Here is a 14,687-nt window from a genome sequence, read left to right as displayed (position 1 = left end):
GGCTACATCCCGAGATAGGCCCGGCGCACGTCGTCGCTGGCCAGCAGTTCCGGGCAGGCGCCGCTATAGCGCACCGCCCCGTTTTCCAGCACGTAGGCGCGCTGCCCCATTTCCAGGGACTGGCCCACGTTCTGCTCCACCAGCAGGATCGCCAATCCCTCGCCATGCAGGCGTCCGATCAGGCCGAACAGCTCTTCGACCATCAGCGGCGACAGGCCCAGCGAGGGCTCGTCCAGGATCAGGAGGCGCGGCTCGGCCATCAGGCCGCGGCCGATCGCCAGCATCTGCTGTTCGCCGCCCGACATGGTGCCGGCCAGCTGCGCCAGGCGTTCGCGCAGGCGCGGGAAGATGTGCAGCACCTTCTCCAGATTGGCCGCGCGGCGCTCGCGCGCCCGGGTGAAGGAGCCCAGTTCCAGGTTCTCGCGCACGCTCAGGTTGGGAAACACGCGCCGGCCTTCGGGCACCTGGATCAGGCCGGCCTTGACTACCTCGCGATAGTGGCGGCCGGTCAGATCCTGCCCTTCGAAGCGCACCGTGCCGCCCCAGGGCCGGCACAGGCCGCACACCGTGTTGTTCAGCGTGGACTTGCCGGCGCCGTTGCTGCCCAGCAGCACCACGATCTCGCCCTGGTCCACCCGCAGGTCGACGCCGCGCAGCACTTCCATGCGGCCATAGCCCGCCCGCAACCCCTGGACTTCCAGCAACGCGCTCATGCCGGCGCTCCCTGCGCGGCCAGCCTGGCCGCCGCGCCCTGACCCAGATAGGCCTCGACCACCGCCGCATCGCGGGTCACTTCGCCCGGCGTGCCGGAGGCGATCAGCCGGCCTTGCGCCAGCACCCATACATGTTCGGCCAGGCTCATCACCGCGCGCATCACGTGTTCAATCATCAGCACCGTCACGCCGTCGTCGGCCAGCTTTTTCACCACCGGTATCATCTCGTCGATCTCGCTGGGGTTGAGCCCCGCCAGGACTTCGTCCAGCAGCAGCAGGCGCGGCCGCGTGGCGAGCGCGCGCGCCAGCTCCAGGCGCTTGCGCCCCGCCACCGTCAGGTCGGCCGCCGGCCGGTCCAGCAAGGCATGCAAGTTGACCCGCGCCGCGACCTCTTCGGCCGCGGCCAGCGCCTCGCGGCGATTGCCCAGGCGCAGGTGCGCGCCCACGGCGATGTTCTGGCGCACCGTCTGCGCGCCGAAGGGCTGCACGATCTGGAAGGTGCGGGTCAGCCCCAGCCGCGCCGATTCGTGGGGCGGGCGGCCGGTGATGTCCATGCCCGCGAAATGCACCGAACCGGCACCCGGCTTGAGAAAGCCGGACAGCAGGCCGAACAGCGTGGTCTTGCCCGCGCCGTTGGGACCGACCAGCGCGGTCAGCGAGCCCTGGCGCACGTCCAGGCTGACGTCCTGGACCGCTTTCAGGCCGCCGAAGGTGATGGACAGATTGCGCGCTTGCAGCAGGATCTCAGGCACGGGCGCGCTCCTTGGCACTGAACAGCCGGCCCAGCGCCTGGCCGCCGCCGGTGATGCCGCGCGGCAGGAACATCACGATCACGATGAGCACCACGCCGTATATGACCATGCTGATGCCCGGCAATTCGCCGAACAGGTTGCGCGTCAGGTCGCTCAAGGCATGCAGGGTCACCGCGCCCAGCAGCGGCCCCCACAAGGTACCCAGGCCACCCACGATGGCGCCCACTAGCGCCTCCACCGACACCGCCGAGCCAAACGCGATGCCTGGATCGATGTACTGGAACACCTGCACGTAAAAAGCGCCCGCCGCGCTCATGAAAGCCGCCGACAAGGCGATGCCGCCCAGCTTGACCCGCAGCGGATTCACGCCGATGGCGCGCGCCGCATCTTCGTTGTCGCGCACCGCCTGCAGATAGGCCCCGAAGCGCGAATGGCGCAGCCACGCGGTCACCACCAACGCCAGCAGCACGAAGCCCAGCAGCAGATAGATATAGCCGCGGCGCGAACCGAACTGCATGTTGGCCACGCCCTCTTGCAGCGGCACCATCAGCCCCACCCCGCCCCCGGTGAACGACACCGACAGCGCCAGGATGCGGAACACTTCGGCGAACGCCAACGTCACCAGGGCGAAGTAGGAGCCCTTCAGGCCGTAGCGGAACGTCAGCCCGCCCACCGCCAGGCCGACCAGCGCGCCCAGCGCGATGGCCATGGGCAAGACCAGCCAGGGATTGATGCCCAGGTTCAACTGGCCCAGCGCCTGGGCGTAGGCGCCCACGCCGAAGAACAGCGCGTGGCCGAACGACAGCTGGCCGCCATAGCCGCCCAGGATGTTCCAGGCCTGCGACAGCAAGGCCGCGTACAGCGACATCATCACGAAGGTCAGCGCCACGCCCGAGTTCATCAGTGCGGCGGCGGCGGCCAGCGCCGCGCCGAACAGCGCGATAGTCAAAAGATCCTTGCCCATGGTCAGCCCCTCGCCCCGAACAGCCCCTGCGGGCGAAACAGCAGCACCGCGATGAAGATCGCGAATATGCCCATCTGGCCCAGCGAGTCGCCCAGGAACAGGCCCCCGATGGACTCCACCACCCCGATCAGCAGGCCGCCGACCAGCGCGCCGACAAAGCTGCCCATGCCGCCCAGCACCACGATGGTGAAGGCCACCAGCACGAAACCGCCGCCGACCTGCGGATTCACGTAATAGGCCGGCAGCAGGAAGCAGGCCGCCGCGCCCAGGCAGGCCATGCCGATGCCGAAAGACAGCGCGTAGACTTTCTCCACGTCGATGCCCATCAGCTTGGCGCCCTGCTTTTCCTTGGCCACCGCGCGGATCGCCCGGCCCAGGTCGGTGCTGCGGATGATCCAGAACAGCACGGCCGCCACCGCCAAGGCGCCGCAGAAGGCGATGACCTTGGGCAAGGCGATCATGGCTGGCCCGATCTCCACCGTGGACAGCGTGTAGGCCGTGTCGATGGTGCGCGTGTCCGACTTGAACCACACCAACGCCAGGTTTTCCAGCACGATGGCCAGCCCCAGCGTCACCAACAGGATGTTCTCGTCCTTGCCATGGCTGGCACGGTTGATCACATAGCGCTGCAAGGCATAGCCCAGCGCGAACATGCCGGCCACCACCAGCGGCAAAGCCGCGTAGGGATCGATGCCGAGGCGGTCCTTCAGCAGGTACACGGCGTACAGCGCCACCATCAACGCCGCGCCATGGGCGAAGTTGATGATGTGCAGCACGCCGTAGATCAAGGTCAGACCCAGGGCGATCAGCGCGTACACCGCGCCCGTGGTCAGACCGTTGAGCACCGAGGAAAAGAGGATGGCGGGATCGAGCACGCTCAGGCCTTCAGCGGGAAGATGGCGTCAGCCTGGCGGTAGTCGGCCGGAATGACGACCTTGATGTCGCCGCCGATCACCTGCGTCAGCAAGGGCTGCGCGCCCGTGTTCTGGCCGTTGACGAACTTGGTCGGGCCGTAGGGCATGATGTGGTCGGAGAACGTGCTGGAACCCAGCGCGTCGATGATGGCGGCGCGGTCGGCCGACTTGGCGCGTTCCAGCGCATCGGCCAGCAGCAGCACCGAGGTGTAGGTCATGAAGACCTCGTAGCTGAAATACGCGCCCTTCTCCTCGACGCGCGCCTTCAGCGGCGCGACGCGCGCGTCCTTGGGGTTGAACCAGTGGTTGCAGTCGAGGATGCCGTTGGCGATGTCCGGGAATTCCTTCAGGAACTTGTAGCTGGAGGCCGCGCCGCCCAGCACCGAGTAGATCGCCTTGGGCTGCACCTTCTGCTGCTTCATGGCGCGCAGCAGCAAGGCGTATTCGTTGTAGTAGTTGGCCGGGATCACGATGTCCGGATTGAGGGACTTCATGCGCAGCACGATGTTGTTGAAGTCGCGGGTCGGATTCGGGTGCTTGACCACGTCCTTGACCTCGAAGCCGTGCTGCGGCAACGCCTTGGACAGCAGCGCCGCGGTGCCGGTGCCGAACAGCGAGTCCTCGTGCACGATCATCACGGTCTTGGCCGGCTTGCCCGCCGCGTCGTTGAGCGCCGCCAGGTCGGTGATGGCGCGTTCGCTACAGGCGCGGTAGCCTGGGCCGAAGCGGAACGTGTTCTTCAAGCCGCGCTCGACGATCTGGTCGGCCACGCCCACGTCCACCACATGCGGCAGGTTGTACTTGGCAGCGGTCTGGGTGGTGGCCAGGCAGATCGCCGAGGCGTAGGCGCCGACGATGGCCGACACGCCCGCCTCGTTCATCTTTTCGACCTCGGCCGAACCCGCCTCGGGCCGCGACTGGGCGTCGCCGAGCACTGCCTCCAGCGGCGCGCCGCCCAGCGACTTGATGCCGCCGGCCTTGTTGATGTCCTCGATCGCCAGCAAGGCGCCCAGGCGGCATTGCTGGCCCGAATAGGCCAGCGCCCCGGTCACCGGATGCAGGATCCCGACCTTCACCGGCTTGGCGCCCTGGGCGCGGACCACCCACGGCGCCGACACCATGGCGGCTGCGGCGGCGGATTGATAGAGGAAAGTGCGGCGCGAATTCATGGGCGATCTCCGAGGGTTCAATGGAATTGGGCGGACAGCTCTTCGCTGACCCATACCTTGGCGTCGATGCTGCCGACGCGTGACAGCTGCAATTGGTACTGATAGCGATCCGGCCGGTACAAGCCCTGCAGCAGCTGCACGGGCCGGTCGTTCACGTCGCGCACGATGCGCGTCACGGCCAGCAGCGCGGAGCCCACGGCCACGTCCAGATGACGGGCCACCTGGGCGTCGGCCAGCCGCGCCGAAATGGTCTGGGTGGCGCCGCCGAATTCCACGCCGGCGGCCTCCAGCAGCATCAGCAAGGGCTCGCGCTCCAGGTCTTCGCGGGTGAAGTCGGCCACGGCCTGCGGCACGTAGGTGGTGATGTGGGACAGCGGCCCGGCCTCGGTGCTGCGCACCCGCAGGCTCTTGTGCACCGGCGCGCCGGGCGCGAGGTCGAGCGCCTCGGCCACCACGGGCGGCGCCGACACCAGGGTGCTGTCCAGCACCTGCACCGAGGTGCGCAGGCCCATGTTGACGATGTTTTCCAGCAGGCCGGTCAGATGCGCCTTCTGCGGCGGATTGGCTTTGGGCGCGCTGGCCGGGTTCGCCGCCGCGCGCAGCGGCCAAGTGCCCAGGCCGGGCCGGCGCGACACCAGTCCGTCGGCCACCAGCATCTCCATGGCCTTGCGGATGGTGATGCGGGCCACGTCGAACTGGTCGGCCAGCGCGTGCTCCCCGGGCACGCCGTCCTGATCGAAACGCCCCTCCTGCACCTGTTCGCGCAGGACGAGATAGATCTGGTGGTACTTCGGTAGCGGTAGTGAGGTTCCCATGACGGGAACTCTAGGAGTGTCCTAATGTACCGTCAATGGAACAAATGGCATTGGCGGTTGTTCTATCGGGAAAACACTGAGGGCGCGGACTCGATGCGGTTGCGCCCGCGCTGCTTGGCGTAATAGAGCGCGCGGTCGCTGCGGCTGAGCGCCAGCTCGGCGTCCGCATCCAGGGTGTGCATGGTCGAGATACCGATGCTGACCGTCAGCGGAATGTGCCGGTCGTCGCCCAGGGAAAACGGCGCGGCCGCGATGCGCTGCTGCACGCGCGCAGCGAAAGCGTGCGCGCGTTCGATGTCGGTGTCGGGCAGCACCACGGCGAACTCCTCGCCGCCGATGCGTCCCACCAGGTCGACCGCCCGCAGCTGGGCCCGCAGCGTGTTGGCGAAATGCTGCAGCACGCCGTCGCCGATGGCGTGGCCCCAGGTGTCGTTGATGCGCTTGAAATGGTCCAGGTCGCACATCAGCACGGCGGCGCAATCGCTGCCCTGCCGCTTGATCCGCGCCAGTTCCGCCGCGATGCGGGACATGAAGTGGCGGCGGTTCGGCAGCGTAGTGAGGGCGTCGGTAGCGGCGAGTTCACGCAGTTCAAAGTCGGCGCGCTTGCGGTCCGTGATGTCGGTCACGAAGCCGTGCCACACCACGGATCCGTCTGGTCCCTTGCGCGGGCTGGCCTCGCCCTGGCGCCAGCGCAGGCCCTGCTGCGGCAGGCAGACGCGGAACTCCAGGTGCCAGGGCGTCTGCGCCGCGGCCGCGGCCTGCAGCGAGGCGTGGTAGATGGCCAGATCCTCGGGGTGGACGCGCTGTTCGATCGCCGCCGGGCTGGTGCGGACATCGTAGGGCGTCAGTTCGAACATGTCCCAGATACCGGCGCTGACGTACAGGAAGCGCGACCCGCCCTCGGGCCGCTGGCCGCACTGGAACACCATGCCCGGCACGGCGTCGGTCAGGTTGACCAGCAGATCCGCCGTGCGCCGCAAGCGTTCCGACATCGCGCGCATGGCGCTGATGTCGGTAGTGGTGCCCATCATGCGCAAGGCCCGCCCCTGCGCATCCCGGCTGACGACCTTGCCGCGGCTGCAGATCCACTTGTAGCTGCCGTCCTTGCAGAGGATGCGATGCTCGACCTCGTAGCTTTCGGTCTTGCCTTCGAAATGCGCCTGCATGGCGGTGCGCACGTAGTCGGCGTCGTCCGGATGCAAACGCTTGTAGGAGTCTTCGATGCGGTTGGTGACTTCGGATTCGGCGTAACCCAACAGGGCCTTCCAGCCCGGCGAATACGTGATTTCACCGGTTACGACATTGCGGTCCCAGATGCCCGTGCCGCTGCCGGCGATGGCCAGGGACAGATTGCGCGCCTCGGTGCGCCAGCTGTCTTCCGCCGCCCGTTCCGCCGCCAGGGCCTGGCGCTTCTCGACCGCCGCGACGGCCAGTTCGGCAAAATCGTGAAGGGCATCCAGGTCCTCGTGGCTGAAGTCCCGCGGCTGGCCGTGCAGCAGGCGGAACGTGCCCAAGCGGCGGCCATCGCAGGCGCGCAGCGGGCTGTCCACGGAAAAAGGGATGGATCCGGGCTCGGTAGCGGCCGCAGGCAGAGCGCCTGCCTGGGCCTGCCAGACGCCGTCGGCGTCGCTGCAGGCCACCAGCGCCATGTCCACGCCGAAATGCCGCTGCGCGAGACGGGCGAGCCGGTCCAGGGGACCGTCGAGCCCGGTTTGCACACTTTCCGCGCCGCCGGCGGGCGCGCATGCAGGGGGAACGTCACCTGTAGCTGGCATTTCTGGACCTGATTCAACACTGGGTTCATCGACATGGCCATGCCGGTGGCCATGACTGACATTTTGTCACGCTCTGCACCAAAATAGCATCATTTTGAACGATATGATCACCGGCCTATGGAACACCCTATCCGCGTGCCCCCAGGCTGGCTGCAACGCGCCTGGCTTCTGCTCCTGGCCTTCCTGATTACCCTCTACTGCGGCGCTGCCAGCGCCCAGGCGTTCGACCGCCAGGCGGAGAATGCGCGCTACCGGCAATGGCTGGAGGACTTCCGCTCCGACCTGCAGCGTCTGCGGCAATCGCCCGATCCGGCCAATGCCGATATCGACCGCCTGTTCGCCAACACCGTCGCGCCCGGTTCGCGCGGCACCCAGCTGGTCAAGACGCTGGCCGCCGCCCCGGGCGACTCGACCAGCGGCGAGATCCACTACGTGGGCTTCCAACGCGTCTTCCTGGCCGCCCTGGCCGATGCGGTGGTGGCAGGCGACGGCGGCGACTACCCGGAGACGCAGGCCAAATACCAGCAACATGTACTGCGCGTGCGTTACATGCATGTGGACGGCGGCGGCCGTCTGGAGAGCTATTTCAACGACCCGGAGGTCTTCAAGCCCTACCGCCTGCCCGCTCCCGGCACGCTGGAGCGCGATGCCTATCCCTTCCTGCTGTTCGAGGAACACGAGGGCAAATTGCGGTTGGGCGGCGTGTCCAAGGAATTCTGGGACCTGGTGAGGTTCATGGATGCGCTGCAATATGCATAAACGACTGGTCCTGATGCTGGCCGCCATCGCGCATGCCGGCCCGGCGCTGGCGGCCTGCGGCCCCGCTTCCGTCGATTTCACCGCGCCCGTGGCGCTGACGGCAGTGCCCGTCTCGGTCGGCCTGGGCGGCGACCGCGTGCTGCTGGGCCGCCAGGGCGAACGCGTTGCCGCCCGCAACCACCCCGTATGGGTCGAGGAAACGGGCGACCCGCTGCCCCGGACCTGGCTGGACAAGGTCGATTGGTCCGCCTACCGGCTGGACAGCGTCCAACACGCGCCCGCCAGGCTCTACTTCGACGGCGATGGCCGACTGTGCCGTGCAGAGTCCTACGACATCGCCCGGCGCGGTGACGCCACGCCCTTCCTGTCGGGCGGCTATACGCTGGAGTACGACGGCGCTGGCGCGCTGACTCGCGTGGTCGAGTACGAGCAGACCGCCGTCCGCCGGCCCGCCGCCTACGCGGCAAGCCGCCAGACCTGCCTGAAACGCGATGCCCGGGGTGCGTTGACTGCCTTCATCGATGACGCTTGCGACGACAAGCAGGAACCGGCCGCCGGCCGGTTCTATGCGCGCGATGCCACGGGCCGCTTGCTGCGCGCCATCGATACGACCTCGCAAGGCGGCGCGTTCCAGGTCCAGACCTACGATGTGCAAGGCCGGCCGCAACAGCGCTATCTGCGCCGCCATTCCCCCGGGGAAAACGGCAAATCCTACGCCTATGCCGAGATCGCATCGCGGGACTCCCGCCCCTATCCGCTGCGGCGGGAAGAGCTGAACCAGCTGTCCACCGAGGTCCCGGGCAATGAATGGCGCATCGTCAGCATCGCCGACGAGGTGCCGCTGGACGACTCCGACATGCAATCCTGGGATCCGAACACGCAAACCATCCTGGCCCAGGGGGTGACCGACGCGCAAGGCCGCTCGCCGCTGGCGGCGGACGCCCAGGAACGCGTGTGGCAGGCCATGCACGACAAGCCTGGCAGGATCTTCTGGTATTCCGACCTGATGAGCCGGGTGCTGCTGCTGCCCGCGATGGACGAGGCCCGCTGGCGCGCCTGCGCGGATCCCGCGAATCAGGCCGTCGACGCCTGCGGCTGAACCGCTCAGACCGCCCGCGGCGGCGTGTCCGCCGCCATGCGCAACAAGGCCATCGGCATGGGACCGCAGGCGACGAACACCACGAACCCGATCAATACGTGCCGCGCAGCGTCAACATCCAGTTGCGCGGCGCGCCATACCAGTTGCCGCCATCCGCCCCGCCTACGCGTTCGTAGTAGACCTTGTCGAACACATTGTTGGCGTTGAGCGTCAGGGTCCAGCTGGGATCGAACCGGTATTGCGCCATCAGGCCGAACACTGCGTGGCCGGACTCTGTGAACTTGTAGGGTGAGGCCTTGCCATCCGGCGCATAGACCGACCCGGAGACGAAAGTGGAACTCTGCATGACGGCATTGCCGCCGACGCGCCAGCGCGACAACGAGCCGGGCAGCGTATAGGCCGTGGAGAATTTGAACAGATGCCGCGGGGTGATCGAACTGAACACCGTATCGTCGCTCTTGTCCTTGGAATTATTGAAGGTGTAGCCCAGCGCAATCTCCCAACCCGGCGTGACTTCGCCGCCTATCTCCAGGTCCACGCCGCGGCTCACGACCTTGCCCTGCGCCTGGTAGCAGCAGCTGCCCGCCCAGACGTCGTAGGATTCCGGGTAGCGCCGATCGAGCACGCCAGTGCCGGTGCGCTCGACATTGAACAGGCTGAGCGTGGCATTGAGGCGGCCATCCATCAGTTCGCCCTTGATGCCGGCTTCGTAGCTCTTCCCCCTGATGGCGGGCAGCGACGTGCCTGGCGCCGGTCCGGATTTCAGCAAGCCCTGCGGCTTGTGGATGGCCGAATAACTGACATAGGCCGACCAGGCGTCGTCCAGGTCGTAGATGATGCCGCCATAGGGCGTGGTCTTGCTCGGCTCCTCATAGTCCGTGCGCGAAGTTACGGCCCAACTGGAACTGGCGTCCTTCCGGTTCGACACGGTCTGGAAGAACTTGTAGCGGCTCACGCGGGCGCCGGCGATCAGGTGCAGACGCGAGGTCGGGTTGAAGCGCACCAGGCCATACAGGCCTTTTTGCTCCTGGCCCCAGGGTTCGTAGCGCGTGGTCAGCGGCACGTTCATGTCTGGATTCCAGGCGTTGCGGTCGAACGCATTGACTGGCACCATCCAGTTGTCCACCGGCTTGCCGGTGTTCCAAGTGCCCTCCACGCGCTGCCAGTCCACGCCCAGCAAAATCTCATGGGCCTGTCCGAACAAATCGAAGCCGCCGCTGAGATTGGCGTCGAACAGGTTCTGCTTGTTGTCCATGACATAGCGGCCGCCGCCCCAGGTGGCCCCCGAGCCGTCCAGCGGACCGATGGCGCCATAGGCAAAAGCGGTGGTCGAACGCGTGTCGCTGCGCTCTTGCGTGTAATTGAGCCTGAGGCGCCAGCGATCCGAAAAGCGCTGATCGAGCTGAGCGAACATCTGCCTGGTTTCGGTCGATGCCAGCGCCCACGGCTGGGTCAGCGAAGCCGAGCGCGACAGGCCCAGGTCTCGGCCGTCGGCGTAGCGCGGCACGCCATCGCCATTGCCGCGCTCACGGTTTTTCGTGTAGCTGCCACCCACAGTCAGCAACGTGTTGCGCGTGAGATCGGCTTCCAGCACGCCATATACCTGAGGCGATTCCGTGCTCCGGTTATCCAGGAAGGAGTCGCTGTTTCCGTACACGGCCACGGCACGGCCGCGCAGCCGCCCGTCGAAACCTAGAGGACCGGTGGCGTCGATCATGCTTCGGTAGTTGTCCCAGCTGCCCGCCGAGGCCTCGACGATCACCTGCGATTCAGCCAGCGGCTTCTTGCGCACCAGGTTGACGATGCCTCCCGGATCGCCCATTCCTCCCAGCAGGCCCGAAGCGCCGCGCATGACTTCAACCCGATCGTAAAACGCAAGATCCTGGCCCGCGTCGTAGGTATACGCGCCCAATGCCAGCGGCGCGCCCCCGTCGATCTGCATGCTGGTGATCTGGAAGCCGCGGGAATAGAAATTGAACGAGTTGTAGTTGGCGCGCTGCACCGTGATGCCGGCGGCCTGCTCCAGCGCGTCGCTGACACTGACGAGATGCTGATCTTCGATCTGCTGGCGAGTGACCACCGACACGGACTGCGGCACTTCGCGGAAGGCCAGATCGGTCTTGGACGCGGTGCTGGTGACGCGGCTGGTATAGGAGCCGGTGCCTTCCGTGGTGCCGTCTTCGGCGCGCCGCGCGGTCACCGTGATGGCCGACAGCGTGGCGGCATCCAGATTGTCCGGCTCGCGCTCGATCACGGCCTTGCCGTTCTCCACCACGGCGATCAGACCGCTGCCAGCCAGCAGGCGGTCCAGCGCTTGCTGCGCCGTCAGCCGTCCGGCCACGGGCGGCGCTGTCTTGCCGGCAACCAGCGCGGGGTCATACAGGAGTTCCATGGACATCTGGCGTCCGACCTCAACCAACGCCTCATGCAGAGGTTGCCGGGCCGAATTGATGATGACAGCGGTCTCGGCAGCCGGCGCAACGGCGGGAACGGCCGCCATGGAAATCAGCGCGAGGGACAGCCGTCCCAGCAGAAAGCGTGCGCGCGCAGGCTGGCGGCGGGTGCGGAAAGACAAAGGGGGCATGAGAGATTTGTTCCAACGGATTCAACGCGGCTCGCGGTTGCAAGCCGGCACTCATCGATAACGAGTGCGGAACGATGGAAATCCCTGAAGCGCCAGAGCGCGAATATTGCAATATTCTGTAACTACGGCGCCGGCGTCAGCACGTGGCCGCCTTGCGCGTCAGTCCGCACGCGCACCGGCGCGATGCGGGGCAGCAGTTCAAGCAGGCTGCCGGGGGAGTCCACATTCAACGTGCCTGATACTCTGACCTGCGCCAACCGCGCGCCCTCTAGCCGTATGACAAAAGGGGCGTAGCGGTTCAACTCGGCCACCGCCATGGGCAACGGTGTGTTGTTGAAAACGATCCGGCCCTCGCGCCAGGCCGTGACGGAAGCCACATCGACTGCTGCGGCCGGCGTGAGCCCATCAGCGCTCGCGAGCAGCCCTTCGCCCGGCCCCAAAGTTTCCCGTCGCCAGAACGCCCAGCCGCCGGCCCGGACTTCGACCGAGCCGGCAGCTACCGCAACTTCGGTGACGTGGTCCCGCCTGCGGACATTGAACCGCGTGCCGGTCACCTGCACGGTCGCCCGGCCGGCGTGCACGATGAAGGGGCGCGACGCATCAGCGGACACCGAAAAACTGGCCTCGCCCACTTCCAGTTCGACCTCGCGGCGGTCCGGGTAAAAACGCACCACGGCCCGGCTGTCCGTATTCAAGTCAATTGAAGAGCGATCGGGCAGGAGCACGGTGCGGCGCTGCCCATGTGCGCTCGTCAAGACCTGTTCGAAGTTCGCCGGGCTCTGCCAGTGCATGCCTATGCCGAGGCCGCCGACGGCCAGCGCGCCAGCGCCGGCCAGGACCCAGAGCAGCGCGCGGCGCCCGCGTCCGGAAGATCTTCCAGACGATTCTGGCGGCACGCCGGCCAATGCACGCAAGCGCTCATGTCCCGCCTGGCCCGTGCTATCCCAAAGTTGCTCCAGCAGCGCATATTCCTTGCGGTGCTCCGGGTCGGCCTGCAACCATGCGTCGAATTCCCGGCGGTCCGCGCCGCCCATGCGTCCGGACCGCGCGCGCGCGAACCACGCCGCCGCGGCGTCGCGAGGGTCGTTGTAGAGGCGAGGATCCAAGGGAGCGTTCATCGGGGGAAGTGTTAGGCCGGATTCAGCCCGAGACACCGTTTTGCAGGACATCACGCAGATGGCGCATGGCACGCATGATATAGCGTTCGACGGTATTGAGTGAAAGCCCCAACCGGGCAGCGACCTCGGTTTGGGTCAGGCCGTCGATGCGGTGCCAGATGTATGCCTGGCGGCATTTTTCGGGCAACTGCCGCAACGCGGCGTCGATCGCATGCGCGAGCTGGATGCCATCGAGCTCGACAGTGACATCGGCCGACTGCGGATGCTCGTGCTCGGCCAGGTCGTGCAGCGGCACGCCGGCGCGCTGCCCGAGCTTGCGCAGATTGCTCACCAGATTGTTGCGGCTGGCTTGGTACAGGTAGGCGCAAGGATCGGCCAGCGCGGCCCCCTGCCGCTTCAGCATGCCCAGCGCGGCTTCTTGCAGCGCATCCTCCGCCTCTTGCGGCGACTCGCTACGGCGCGTCCAGTCGCGGAACATCGTCGCGTACTTGGCGAGCCAGGTACTGGGCTGGGGGGGCATCGGCACTTGCGGTGGGAGCAGTCGAAACAGGCTGCATCATAAATGATAACAACTCTCATTTCAAAATCATCCGCATTGCAGCGTTGCGTCCGGCGCGAGCGTGCGCTCCTGCTACCGCGCGTATGCGCTCATCCAGCGGCATGAGCGCCCTTCCTCACTCCGGCGTCAGCGCCAGGCTTGCGGCTCGACGCTGACCTCGCCCTTGTCGGCCGAGAAATACACCACGCCGTCGGAGATATTGGCGTTCAGCCGCATGGTGCGCTCGGCGAGCTGGGCCAGGGCCCTGGTCTGGTCCGACGGCAGGTTGACGATCTTCAGGTTGCGCGTGCGCTCCAGCTTGTTCTTCACGCCGTCCCACCAGATCTTGCTGGCGGAGCCGCCGTAGCAGTACACGATGACCTCGTCGGCGCGGCCGCAGGCGCGCAGGATGCGGCGCTCTTCGGGCTGGCCGACTTCGATCCAGAGCTTGACCGCGCCGGTCAGGTCCTTGACCCACAGGTCGGGCTCGTCGGTGTCGCTCAGGCCCTTGGTGAAGGCCAGATCCTCCTGCGCATGCAGGGCGTAGGCGACCAGCCGCACCATCATGCGCTCGTCGGTTTCCGAGGGATGGCGGGCGACCGTCAGCGTATGGCTGCCGTAGTAGTGGCGATCGGTATCGGCGACGTTGAGCTCGGCCTTGTAGATGGTGGCGCGCAGGGCCATGGCGAAAATCCGTTGTATGTGGCGAATTGCTGAAGGCCGCCATGATAACGCCTGCAGCCCTGCGGCACGGGGACGGACCGCTGCGCCCACCCTGGCGGCGCTACACTGGCCGCCTGTGCCCAGCTATGCCCGCCACCGGACCCCGCCCATGACCGCCACCGCCGCCCTGCTCGCCTTTACCCTGGCCGCCGCCATCCTGACCGTCACGCCCGGCATGGACAGCGCCCTGGTGCTGCGCACCGCCGCCGTCGAAGGCAGCCGCCGCGCCCTCATGGCCGGCCTGGGCGTGGCCACGGGCTGCCTGGCCTGGGGCGCGGTCGCGGCGTTCGGCCTGGGATCGCTGCTGCTGGTCTCCACCCTGGCCTACGACGCGCTGCGCCTCTGCGCGGCGCTGTACCTGTTCTATCTGGGCCTGAAACTGCTGTGGGGCACCTGGGCCGGAAAGCAGGCCGACAAACAGGCCGCGCCCGATGCAGCCCGGCCCGCGCCGGCCGCCGCCAGCGCCGGCGGCTGGTTCGTGCGCGGCTGCCTGACCAATGCCCTCAATCCCAAGATCGGGATCTTCTACATCACCTTCCTGCCGCAGTTCATTCCCGCGGGCGAGAACGTGCTGCGCTTCAGCCTGCTGCTGGCAGGCATCCACGCGGTGCTGGGCATACTGTGGTTTGCGCTGCTGGTGGCCGCGACGCGCCCGCTGGCGCGCTGGCTGTCGCGGCCAGCCGTGATGCGCGGCCTGGACCGCATGACGGGCGCGGTATTCATCGCCTTCGGACTGAAGCTGGCGCTGGAGAAGCGCTAGTATC

14 protein-coding genes are annotated in these 14,687 nt (G+C 67.1%); 3 read left to right on the top strand and 11 right to left on the bottom strand.

Annotated elements, in window-relative coordinates:
* Nucleotides 1–2: 2 nt before the first annotated feature.
* The 7 genes from WBB14_RS13880 to WBB14_RS13850 form a co-directional block, all read right to left on the bottom strand.
* Nucleotides 3–713 (bottom strand): ABC transporter ATP-binding protein, encoded by a 711-nt coding sequence (locus WBB14_RS13880; RefSeq protein WP_424240342.1) that lies wholly within the window; start codon nt 711–713, stop codon nt 3–5.
* A complete protein-coding gene (locus WBB14_RS13875; RefSeq protein WP_424240341.1) occupies nt 710–1,465 on the bottom strand; it encodes an ABC transporter ATP-binding protein in 756 nt (251 codons plus the stop codon). Before WBB14_RS13875 ends, WBB14_RS13880 begins: the two co-directional genes overlap by 4 nt.
* A complete protein-coding gene (locus tag WBB14_RS13870) occupies nt 1,458–2,429 on the bottom strand; it encodes a branched-chain amino acid ABC transporter permease (RefSeq protein WP_424240340.1) in 972 nt (323 codons plus the stop codon). The genes WBB14_RS13875 and WBB14_RS13870 overlap by 8 nt, the downstream gene beginning before the upstream one ends.
* A gap of 2 nt (nt 2,430–2,431) precedes the next feature.
* Nucleotides 2,432–3,304: a branched-chain amino acid ABC transporter permease gene (locus tag WBB14_RS13865; RefSeq protein WP_013393327.1), complete on the bottom strand. Its 873-nt coding sequence runs from the start codon at nt 3,302–3,304 to the stop codon at nt 2,432–2,434.
* Nucleotides 3,305–3,306: 2 nt separating this feature from the next.
* Nucleotides 3,307–4,512 (bottom strand): ABC transporter substrate-binding protein, encoded by a 1,206-nt coding sequence (locus WBB14_RS13860; RefSeq protein WP_424240339.1) that lies wholly within the window; start codon nt 4,510–4,512, stop codon nt 3,307–3,309.
* A gap of 17 nt (nt 4,513–4,529) precedes the next feature.
* Complete coding sequence (locus WBB14_RS13855) at nt 4,530–5,327, bottom strand: GntR family transcriptional regulator (RefSeq protein ID WP_424240338.1); 798 nt, start codon at nt 5,325–5,327, stop codon at nt 4,530–4,532.
* 62 nt (nt 5,328–5,389) lie between these two features.
* Nucleotides 5,390–7,102: a sensor domain-containing diguanylate cyclase gene (locus WBB14_RS13850; protein ID WP_424240337.1), complete on the bottom strand. Its 1,713-nt coding sequence runs from the start codon at nt 7,100–7,102 to the stop codon at nt 5,390–5,392.
* Between the two features lie 117 nt (nt 7,103–7,219).
* On the opposite strand from WBB14_RS13850, the gene WBB14_RS13845 reads away from it, so the two are divergent.
* Together WBB14_RS13845 and WBB14_RS13840 are read left to right on the top strand one after the other, a co-directional pair.
* Nucleotides 7,220–7,861, top strand: a complete 642-nt coding sequence (locus WBB14_RS13845) for a hypothetical protein (RefSeq protein WP_424240336.1) — start codon at nt 7,220–7,222, stop codon at nt 7,859–7,861.
* Nucleotides 7,854–8,960, top strand: coding sequence for a hypothetical protein (locus tag WBB14_RS13840; RefSeq protein WP_424240335.1), 1,107 nt, complete (start codon nt 7,854–7,856; stop codon nt 8,958–8,960). Before WBB14_RS13845 ends, WBB14_RS13840 begins: the two co-directional genes overlap by 8 nt.
* Before the next feature lie 91 nt (nt 8,961–9,051).
* Here the strand turns inward: WBB14_RS13840 and WBB14_RS13835 are convergent, their stop codons facing one another.
* From WBB14_RS13835 to WBB14_RS13820, 4 genes are all read right to left on the bottom strand, one after another.
* The gene (locus tag WBB14_RS13835; RefSeq protein WP_424240334.1) at nt 9,052–11,544 is read right to left on the bottom strand and encodes a TonB-dependent siderophore receptor; all 2,493 of its coding nucleotides are present in this window, start codon (nt 11,542–11,544) and stop codon (nt 9,052–9,054) included.
* Nucleotides 11,545–11,666: 122 nt separating this feature from the next.
* Nucleotides 11,667–12,650 carry a FecR family protein gene (locus WBB14_RS13830; protein WP_424240333.1) on the bottom strand — a complete coding sequence of 328 codons (984 nt, stop codon included), beginning with the start codon at nt 12,648–12,650 and terminating at the stop codon, nt 11,667–11,669.
* Nucleotides 12,651–12,684: 34 nt separating this feature from the next.
* Nucleotides 12,685–13,182 carry an RNA polymerase sigma factor gene (locus tag WBB14_RS13825; RefSeq protein ID WP_424240332.1) on the bottom strand — a complete coding sequence of 166 codons (498 nt, stop codon included), beginning with the start codon at nt 13,180–13,182 and terminating at the stop codon, nt 12,685–12,687.
* Between the two features lie 165 nt (nt 13,183–13,347).
* Nucleotides 13,348–13,884, bottom strand: a complete 537-nt coding sequence (locus WBB14_RS13820) for a YaeQ family protein (RefSeq protein WP_424240331.1) — start codon at nt 13,882–13,884, stop codon at nt 13,348–13,350.
* Between the two features lie 148 nt (nt 13,885–14,032).
* Between WBB14_RS13820 and WBB14_RS13815 the strand changes: the two genes are divergently transcribed.
* Complete coding sequence (locus WBB14_RS13815; RefSeq protein ID WP_424240330.1) at nt 14,033–14,683, top strand: LysE family translocator; 651 nt, start codon at nt 14,033–14,035, stop codon at nt 14,681–14,683.
* Nucleotides 14,684–14,687: the final 4 nt, after the last annotated feature.

Origin of the sequence: Achromobacter sp. (assembly GCF_049647645.1) — a bacterium.
Taxonomy (GTDB): domain Bacteria; phylum Pseudomonadota; class Gammaproteobacteria; order Burkholderiales; family Burkholderiaceae_B; genus Achromobacter.
Note: the sequence above shows the minus strand (reverse complement) of the source record. Positions and strands in the feature narration are given on the sequence as shown.

What these genes read in the sequence shown, in the direction of transcription:
- WBB14_RS13880 (WP_424240342.1), bottom strand. Translation starts at nt 713, where the DNA reads ATGAGCGCGTTGCTGGAAGTCCAGGGGTTGCGGGCGGGCTATGGCCGC.
- WBB14_RS13870 (WP_424240340.1), bottom strand. Translation starts at nt 2,429, where the DNA reads ATGGGCAAGGATCTTTTGACTATCGCGCTGTTCGGCGCGGCGCTGGCC.
- WBB14_RS13860 (WP_424240339.1), bottom strand. Translation starts at nt 4,512, where the DNA reads ATGAATTCGCGCCGCACTTTCCTCTATCAATCCGCCGCCGCAGCCGCC.
- WBB14_RS13855 (WP_424240338.1), bottom strand. Translation starts at nt 5,327, where the DNA reads ATGGGAACCTCACTACCGCTACCGAAGTACCACCAGATCTATCTCGTC.
- WBB14_RS13850 (WP_424240337.1), bottom strand. Translation starts at nt 7,102, where the DNA reads ATGCCAGCTACAGGTGACGTTCCCCCTGCATGCGCGCCCGCCGGCGGC.
- WBB14_RS13845 (WP_424240336.1), top strand. Translation starts at nt 7,220, where the DNA reads ATGGAACACCCTATCCGCGTGCCCCCAGGCTGGCTGCAACGCGCCTGG.
- WBB14_RS13840 (WP_424240335.1), top strand. Translation starts at nt 7,854, where the DNA reads ATGCATAAACGACTGGTCCTGATGCTGGCCGCCATCGCGCATGCCGGC.
- WBB14_RS13835 (WP_424240334.1), bottom strand. Translation starts at nt 11,544, where the DNA reads ATGCCCCCTTTGTCTTTCCGCACCCGCCGCCAGCCTGCGCGCGCACGC.
- WBB14_RS13825 (WP_424240332.1), bottom strand. Translation starts at nt 13,182, where the DNA reads ATGCCCCCCCAGCCCAGTACCTGGCTCGCCAAGTACGCGACGATGTTC.
- WBB14_RS13820 (WP_424240331.1), bottom strand. Translation starts at nt 13,884, where the DNA reads ATGGCCCTGCGCGCCACCATCTACAAGGCCGAGCTCAACGTCGCCGAT.
- WBB14_RS13815 (WP_424240330.1), top strand. Translation starts at nt 14,033, where the DNA reads ATGACCGCCACCGCCGCCCTGCTCGCCTTTACCCTGGCCGCCGCCATC.